The sequence below is a fragment of the Bartonella sp. AP58NXGY genome (genome assembly GCF_042195785.1).
Classification (GTDB): domain Bacteria; phylum Pseudomonadota; class Alphaproteobacteria; order Rhizobiales; family Rhizobiaceae; genus Bartonella.
This window is the reverse complement of record NZ_JBHIOY010000022.1, coordinates 1-9835: the sequence shown is the minus strand read 5'-3', so window position 1 is coordinate 9835 and position 9835 is coordinate 1. Positions and strand designations below refer to the sequence as shown.

At 37.6% G+C, this 9835-nt stretch carries 2 protein-coding genes and 1 pseudogene; all 3 read left to right on the top strand.

What is annotated here, in order from left to right; genetic code table 11:
• Positions 1–628 (top strand): YadA-like family protein (locus ACFINC_RS08780; RefSeq protein ID WP_375616961.1); only part of this gene is annotated, 628 nt, incomplete at its 5' end.
• Positions 629–1714: 1086 nt separating this feature from the next.
• Complete coding sequence (locus ACFINC_RS08775) at positions 1715–4417, top strand: YadA-like family protein (protein WP_375616960.1); 2703 nt, start codon at positions 1715–1717, stop codon at positions 4415–4417.
• A gap of 1120 nt (positions 4418–5537) precedes the next feature.
• A pseudogene (locus tag ACFINC_RS08770) lies at positions 5538–9835 on the top strand (hypothetical protein); the annotation flags it as partial.

Here is a 9835-nt window from a genome sequence, read left to right as displayed (position 1 = left end):
GAACGAGAAGGTCAACGAGGTTGATCATAAGGTAGATAAGCTAGACCAACATGTTAAAGATATTGAAACTGCGGTTATAGATGGAGCTGTTAACTATGACAAAGATGCGGAAGGTAAGAAGACCAATAGCATCACGTTAGTGGGTGGGAATGACAGCGAGCCTGTCTTGATAGACAATGTAGGGGATGGTAAGATTGAGAAAGGTTCTAAGGAAGCTGTTAATGGTGGTCAGTTGCATGATTATACTGAAGAGCAGATGAAGATAGTTCTTGATGATGCGAAGAAATATACGGATGATCAAGTTAGTGGTCTTATCAATGATGGTGTTAACGAGTCGAAATCTTATACAGATATGAAGTTTGAGACGTTGAATTATGCCATTGAAGATGTCCGCAAGGAGGCAAGGCAAGCAGCTGCTATTGGTTTGGCTGTGTCTAATTTGAGTTATGATGACACCCCTGGAAAGTTAAGCTTTTCATTTGGTAGTGGTTTGTGGCGGAGTCAATCGGCATTTGCTATTGGTGCTGGTTATATGTCTGAAAGTGGCAAAATTCGTTCTAATTTATCTGTTACGAGTGCTGGAGGTCACTGGGGGGTAGGCGCTGGATTTAGAGTAACGCTAAATTAATGATAAAAAATGCATTTGCCCTTGTTTCATTAAACAAGGGCAAAAATTTTATATTATAGAGCATTAATATTTTATACAGAAAATCACAGGGTAGTATACTTATAAAGTCTTATAGCAATGTATTCTATAGTCATCATTTTAGTGAAACTAATTTTAGTTAAAGTGAAATGTCTTAACTAAAGATTTACAAATGCAGAGTGATGTCTCTCTGTAAATTAATAGAGTACGTAATCGTACAATAGTTTAAAAGCATACATTTTATAGTTTTATTAATAGAAATATCCATTTGAGGGATGCTTAAAGAAATAAAAAATTCCATTTTTTACTATTTCAATTATTTTCTCTGTATGCAGCAATAGCAATGATTAAGTAAGCTTCACTTTGATCATAACATCTAAAGTACAATAACACATCAATGCTCTTATAAAGGACTAAAGAGCAAGGAACAATGCTATAAATTTTAGAATTTTTAATAAATCAGAAAGAATTATTAAATTAAATTCATTTTTTTCTTGCTATTTTTCTTAATAGTCTATAGACAGTGCCTGAGCAAAGATAATCCGTAAAAAACCGAGCAAAAAATTACGCAAAAGGAAATGCGTTTAGTTATGAAAAAACCACATAACCATTATTACTTTACCATAAAAAGATTTAAGAGATACACCTTTAAGGTTCAAAGTTATCTCACTTATTTTTATGACAAAAGTATAATAACCCTACAAAAAATACCTTAGCTCATTCAGCAAACAACTTAATTTCACTTTCGCAATAAATATCTTTATTGCTTCTTAAGCACACAAAAAACTCATAAGAACATACAAACATGTCCTCTCTACACTTATTTCATTTACTCCCAACCCCAAGGGTTTTACAGCAAAAGATACAACCTCCCTAAAAGCGTAAAAACCACACCCTTATTAACTATACTATCGACTAACACCAATGATAGTCTCATGGTGTTTTAGATAGTTCTTTTTCCCATTATGACAACCCTAATCCTTTTATAAAACAAGAAAAAATATCTTCTGAAGTTTCCCTAACACAAGAATATGTCTTTTTAATGTTTTTTTATTCGGAGAATTTATTATGAAAAAAATATATAACACACCTAAAATGCTAGAAGAGAGTGATATTAAAGATTTTTGCTCGTCTTATCGATTACCTTTTATTAAAACGCTTTCATTGGTTTCAGTAGCTGTCTTTTTATCCAATGCTTCTCCTGTTTCTGCTTGTGATGCGTGGGGTAATGTATCGCAGTATTTTGGTGCTGGTACAAATATACTTAAAAGTATTGCACCAACCTATATAATTAACGGTAAAGTGTACAGAGATGTTGGTTCTGCATTATATGGTTTGGAACGTTATACTGCTGAAGTCGCGGGCAATAAACTTGTTAAGCAAGATCGCTCAGGGCTTATTACAATTGGTGCGAACGTAGGTGGCAATAGAATAAGCATTGAAAATAGCTCTCATGAATTGAGGACTCTTACTGGTGTTAATAGTGGTTGGATTGCGCCATTCTCGTCTGATGCAGTTAATGGCTCCCAACTTTTTTCTCTAGGCATTGCTACTTCTAGCTATTTTGGTGGTGGTGCTGGATTTGATAAAGGAAAATGGACGCCTCCTACTTTTACAGTTAAGGTTTTTGATAAGGATGGCAATGAGACTGAAAAGCACTATTATAATGTTGCAGATGCCTTTACAGGCGTAAATAGCTCTTTCACGAATCTTGATAAAAAGATTGAAAATGTAGTTGTTAATGTGGCAGGGAACAACCTTGTTAAGCAAGATGATACGGGACTTATTACCATTGGTGGAAAAGTAAATGGAACGAGGGTAAGTATTGCAAATATTGATAATGCGGTACGGACTCTTTCAGGTGTTAATGCTGGTTCTATTACAGCAACATCGACTGATGCAATCAATGGTTCTCAAGCTTATGCTATGAGCAATGTAATTGCTAGCTATTTTGGTGGTGGTGCTGGCTATAAAGATGGAAATTGGAGTGCTCCTACTTTTACAGTTAAGGTCTTTGATAAGGATGGTAATGGAGCTGAAAAGAGCTATCATAATGTTGCAGATGCCTTTACAGGCGTAAATAGTTCTTTCACGAATCTTGATAAAAAGATTGAAAATATAGTCATTAATGGGACAGGTGATGATCTTGTTAAGCAAGATGATACGGGGCTTATTACGATTGGTGGAAAAGTAAGTGGAACGAGGGTAAGTATTGCGAACGTTAATAATGCTGCACGGATTCTTTCAGGTGTTAAGGCTGGTTCTATTACAGCAACATCGACTGATGCGATAAATGGTTCTCAAGCTTATGCTATGAGCAATGTAATTGCTAGCTATTTCAGTGGTAATGCTGGATATGATGCAGATGGAAACTGGAATGCTCCTACTTTTACAGTTAAGGTTTTTGATAAGAATGGTAATGGAGCTGAAAAGAGCTATCATAATGTTGCAGATGCCTTTACAGGCGTAAATAGTTCTTTCACGAATCTTGATAAAAAGATTGAAAATATAGCCATTAATTCGGCAGGGAATAACCTTGTTAAGCAAAATAGCGCTGGACTTATTACGATTGGTGGAAATGAAGCTGGTAATAGAATAGATATTGCAAACAGTATAAATGCTCCACGAATTATCTCTGGTGTTAAGGGTGGTGCATTTACGGCAACATCGACCGAAGCAGTAAATGGTGGCCAGCTTTATTTTATGGCTCAGGCATTTGCGAGTTATTTCGGCGGTGGTGCTGGATATGATGACGCTGGAACGTGGAATGATCCTACTTTTATAGTTAAAACCTTTGATAAGGATGGTAATGAGACTGAGAAAAGCTATAAGAACGTTGCAGATGCATTGACAGGTGTTAATAGTGCTTTCACAAATTTGAATCATCGGATTATTGATATTAAGAATAACCCTCCTATTGTTGAAAAACCTAGAATTGGAAAAGGTGGTTCGGATACTATTACAGCTGGCTTTCCTTTTATGAGAAGATCTCGTCTTATAAGAAGCTTACCTTTTGTCATAGATGAGGCGGAAAATGCTATGGATGAGGAAGATAATTCAACCACGGTAACTGTTGCTCCTAGGGAAATTTTAGAAAAGTCAACTTATGAGGTGACTGACAATCAGTTTTCACAGATGAGTAACAGGGTAACAGAAGTTGAAAGCAAGGTAAACAGCGTTACAAACAGGGTAACAGAAGTTGAAAACAAGGTGAATGTTGCGGTTAGCTATGATACCGATGATAGCGGAAAGAAAAAGAATCAGATCTCTTTACATGGTGTTAATGACAGCGACCCTGTATTGATAGACAATGTAGGGGATGGTGAGGTTGAGAAAGACTCTAAGCAAGCTGTGAATGGTGGTCAGTTGCATAAGTATGCTGAAGAATCGCATAAGTACACTGACGATCAGATGAAGATAGTTCTTAATGATGCGAACAAATATACGGCTGATCAAGTCAGTAAAGGTGTTAACGAGGCGAAGTCCTATACCGATAGGAAGTTTGAAGCATTAAGTTATGATATTACGAATGTGCGCAAAGAGGCAAGGCAAGCAGCAGCGATTGGTTTGGCGGTGTCTAACTTACGTTACTTCGATGATCCAGGATCTTTGAGTGTTTCATTTGGTGGCGGTTTGTGGCGTGGCCAGTCTGCTTTTGCTATTGGTGCGGGTTATACATCTGAAGATGGTAAGATTCGTTCTAATCTATCAGCTACCAGTGCTGGTGGCCAGTGGGGAGTAGGTGGCGGAATAACTCTAAAATTAAAATAACAGCAGATAATGCGAAAAACTGCAATTTAGCTGAATTTTCGCCCTTGTCTTAATAAGGCAAGGGCGAAAATTTATATTATCAGAGTAATATACTTATAAAGTCTCATCACAATATATTCTATAGGAATAATTTTAGTGAGATTGAATTGAGTAAAAAATGAAGCGCTTTAATAAAAATTTTACAAATGCAGAGTAATATTATCATATAAATTGATAGAGTGCATAATTGCACAGTATTTTAAAACTGTACGTTTTGTAATTTCATTAATAGAAAATATCCATTGGGGGGATATGCTTAAAGAAACAAAAAAATCTCACTTTTTACTATTTTAATTATTTTCTCTGTACGCAGCAGTGGCAATGAAAGTAAGACTCATTTTGGACAAAACGGAGATACCTCAAACTGAACTGTAAAACAGAACCTCTACATAAGTCTATAACGCGTAAAAGTTATGAATTTTTATTATAGGGAATTTTACGATTACATAAATCAGAAAGACTCATTCTGTAAAAATAATTAAATTCATTTTCTTCTTGCTATTTTGTTCGAAAGTCTATAAGACTCATTCTGGAATAAACAGAACAAAAAAAATTCTCGCAAAGGGAGGTGCGGAAAGTTATGAAAGAATCACACGGTTATCATCATTTTGCTCTAAAATCCTTCAAGAAAAATAACTCAAAAGACCAAGAAACAAGCCACTTGTTCTTGTGATAAAAGCGCAATAATTCTACAAACGTTTTACCTAAACCCTCTCCTCATAAACACTCACTGCCCATTAAGCATACAAAACGAGCTTTTTTGTTTCAAAAACTATAAATCACATATCTAACAGTAGCGTATAAATATGTCCCTTTCATTCTCTATTCTTATCCACAAATTCAGAAATTATTACAAACAAACAACTTGCTTAAAGGCAGAATAAACCAAAACCTTACTAACCAAACTATTAATCAACGTTAACCGCAACATCATTGGAGTTCTAATCTGCTCCTTTCAATCTTTGCGAAAAACCTAAGCTTTATAAAGAACAGACGAAAAACAAATCCTCAAATCACTCCTAGTGCTGAAATGTGTCTTTTTAATGTTCTTGATATGTTTTTCTTACTTGGAGAATTTATTATGAAAAAATTATGTACCACATCAAAGGCGCCAGTGGTGAATGGTTTTAAAAATTCTTGCTTGTTTTATCAATTACTGTTTATTACAGCGTTTTTAGTGGCTTCAGTGATTATCTTTTTATCAAATGTTTCTCCTGTTTCTGCTAATACTTCGATTTTTAATAACATATCAAACGATTTTAGTGGTGATGCAAATGTACTTAAAGGTATTCCGCCGGCCTATGTAGTTGGCAGTAAAGTGTATGGAGATGTTGACTCTGCATTTATAGAGAGTGAAGATACCTTAAAAAACTTAAGTCCTGATATTAAATTTCAGACTAAAGATGCTTTTGATACTGCATTTGCCGGTACGGAAGGTTATAAGGAAGATTATAAGAATGTAGCCGATGCATTTTCTGGCACTAATAGTGCTTTGGCAGCTTTAAATCATCAGCTTGTTGAGATAAAGGAGCCCCCTACTATTGAGGAAAAACAAGATAATCCATCTCACGGTGATGATTTGCATGAAAATGTAGACAGCTTTTCTCTTATGAGAAGTTTGCCTCGTGCACTATATCGCGCGGATGAGATGACTAAGTTATCGATTTCTCCTAACTCACCATTAACTCGAATATCTATTCTGAGTAGTGAAGGTAAAACAAGGCTTCTTATGGATGTTTCTCCTGGTGAGCTTTCATCAAGTTCAACCGATGCTGTAAATGGTTCCCAGCTTTATGAGTTAACAAGAGGAGTGGACGTTAATATTGCTAACGTTTTTTTTAAAGATCCTATAGCTAATACGGAAAATTCAATTGCTATTGGCAACAATGCACGCGTTGTAGATAAAGATGCGTATGGTGCAATTGTTATTGGTCAAAATGCATCAATAGTGAAAGGAGATTTTGCGCAAAGTGAGTCGGCGATTGCCTTAGGTTCAAATGCTAAAGTTAGTGGGGATTCTTCGATTGGTATTGGTCGAGGTGCAAGCATCAACGGAAGCGGGGGGATTGCTGTTGGTGAGAACGCAGAAGTTTACGGTAACAGTGCGGTTGCACTTGGTCGGGGTGCACATACCAACGGCGGCTATGCGTTAGCATTTGGTGAGTTAGCAGATGCCAACGGCGACAGTGCGTTGGCATTTGGTCGGCAAGCAAAAGCATCAGTTGACGGAGGAATTGCCTTAGGTGAATATTCTCTGGCTAATGTTAAAGCTGGTGTTGCGGGTTATAACCCTAGTATTAGAAAGAACTCAGATAAACAGGATAACGTATGGAAAGCCACTAATGGTGCACTCAGTATTGGTAATTTTGAGAAAGGTCAGACCAGACAGATTATAAATGTTGCTGCAGGCACGAATGACACTGATGCCGTGAATGTTGCGCAGCTAAAAGCTCTACAAGACACTGTAAACCCAAATTGGGATCTTTCTGTTAATGGTAAAAATAAAACGAGTGTTAATTCAACCAGCCCAATGGATTTGGCAGCTGGAAGTACAAATCTCACGGTCACAAAAGGAGATAAAGACAATAAAGTGAAATTTGATCTAGCTAGGTCCATTATAGTTGATAAAATACAAATAGGAGACAGCACCTTAGACGCAACAGGCTTAGTGATTGCCAATGGTCCAAAAGTGACGACTTCCGGTATAAATGCTGGTGGTAAAAAGATTCAGGCAGTTGAAAATGGTAGCATTGCAGCTACCTCAACTGATGCCATAAATGGTTCCCAGCTTCATACCCTAGGGAGCAGTGTTGCAAAATCTTTGGGTGGTAATGCTAAGTATGAAGGTGGCTCTTGGACAGCACCTACATTCAAGGTTAAAAAATTTGCATCTGATGGCAGTGTTTCTGACTCGACTTATGACAATGTCGTATCTGCCTTTGCTGGTGTTGGTGATTCCATCACGAATATTAAGAATGAGATTGCCAAAGAAATTGCTGGTGAAAAAAGCGATTCTTTAATTTGGAGCAAAACGGCGAATGCCTTTGTAGCAACGCATGGTGAAGAGAATACAAGTAGCAAGATTACGTCTCTTAAAAATGGAGACATTACTAGAACCTCAACGGATGCTGTAGCGGGTAACCAGCTATATGCCCTAGGTGATAAAGTTGCAAAATCTTTAGGTGGTAATGCTAAGTATGAGAATGGCACGTGGACTGCTCCTATATTCAAAGTTAAGCAGTTCAATTCTGATGGTGACGTTACTGACTCGACTTATGACAGTGTCGCATCTGCCTTTGCTGGTGTTGGTGATTCCATCACGAATATTAAGAATGAGATTACAAAAGAAATTGCTGGTGAAAAAAGCGATTCTTTAATTTGGAGCAAAACGGCGAATGCCTTTGTAGCGACCCATGGAGAAAATAAAGAGAACAGCAAGATTACTTCTTTGAAGAATGGAGACATTACAGCAACCTCAACTGATGCCATAAATGGTTCCCAGCTTCATACCCTAGGAAGCAGTGTTGCAAAATCTTTGGGCGGTAATGCTAAGTATGAAAATGGCGCTTGGACAGCTCCTACATTCAAGGTTAAAAAATTTGCATCTGATGGTAGTGTTTCTGACTCGACTTATGACGATGTTGCATCTGCTTTTGCCGGTGTTGGTGTTTCATTCGAGAATGTTAAAGATAAATTTAATAATATTAAGGATGAAATTAGCAAAGAGATTGAAAAGGACATTACGGCTGCTAAAAATGACGCTTTGTTGTGGGATAAGTCCAAAGGTTCTTTTGTAGCGATACATGGAGACAAGAAAGAAAACAGCAAGATTACATCTCTTCAAAATGGAGATATTTCTGCTATTTCAACGGATGCAGTAACGGGTAACCAGCTTCATGCCCTAGGTGATAAAGTTGCAAAATCTTTAGGTGGTAACGCTAAGTATGAAAATGGTGCTTGGACAGCTCCTACATTCAAGGTTAAAATAATCAATTCTGAAGGTCATGATGAAGAGAAAAGCTATGGTAATGTAGCGGAAGCGTTTTCCGGTGTAGGTAGCTCTTTTACGAATATTAAGAATGAAATAGGCAAAGACATTGCCGATGTGAAAAGTGATTCCTTGAACTGGAGCAAAACGGCGAATGCCTTTGTGGCGACGCATGGATCAGGGGATGCGAAAGCAAATAGCAAGCTTACGTCTCTTTTAGATGGGGACATTAAATCTGGCTCGACGGATGCAGTAACGGGTAACCAGCTTCATAAATTGGGCGATCAGGTAGCAACATATTTTGGTGGTCATGCTAAGTATGAAAATGGCGCTTGGACAGCTCCTTCTTATAAAATCTCTAATATTACTAATGATGGTGCTGTAACGGATAATACTTATAACGATGTTGGAAGTGCGTTTGCGGGTCTTGATACGAGTGTCCAGAATGTAAATACGCATCTGTCTAATGAGGTCAAAAAGTTTGATGAAAAAATAAGTAATATTACTCAATCAGTTCAAGGAGATTCTTTGAACTGGAGTGAAACGGCTAAAGCCTTTGTGGCGACGCATGGATCAGGTGAAGCGAAGACAAATAGCAAGCTTACATCTCTATTAGATGGGGCCATTAAATCTGGCTCGACGGATGCAGTGACGGGTAACCAGCTTCATGCGTTAGGTGATAAAGTTGCGAAGTCTTTAGGCGGTAGCGCTAGCTATGAAAACGGCACATGGACAGCCCCTACATTCACGATTAAGAGCGTGAAAGAAGATGGCAATACAGAAGATAAAGAGTATCATGATGTAACCACAGCCTTTGCTGGTGTAAGTACTTCTTTCAGCAATGTGAATAATTCCATCACGAATATTAAGAATGAAATAGGCAAAGACATTGCCGATGCAAAAAGTGATTCTTTGAACTGGAGTGAAACGGCTAATGCCTTTGTAGCAACGCATGGCAAAGAAGGTGGTAAAACAAATAGCAAGCTTACGTCTCTATTAGATGGGGACATTAAATCTGGCTCGACGGATGCAGTGACGGGTAACCAGCTTCATAAATTGGGCGATCAGGTAGCAACATATTTTGGTGGTAATGCTAAGTATGAAAATGGCGCTTGGACAGCTCCTTCTTATAAAATCTCTAATATTACTAATGATGGTGCGGTAACGGATAATACTTATAACGATGTTGGAAGTGCGTTTGCGGGTCTTGATACGAGTGTCCAGAATGTAAATACGCATCTGTCTAATGAGGTCAAAAAGTTTGATGAAAAAATAAGTAATATTACTCAATCAGTTCAAGGTGATTCCTTGTTGTGGAGTGAAACGGCTAAAGCCTTTGTAGCGACGCATGGCAAAGAAGGTAGTAAAACAAATAGCAAGCTTACATCTCT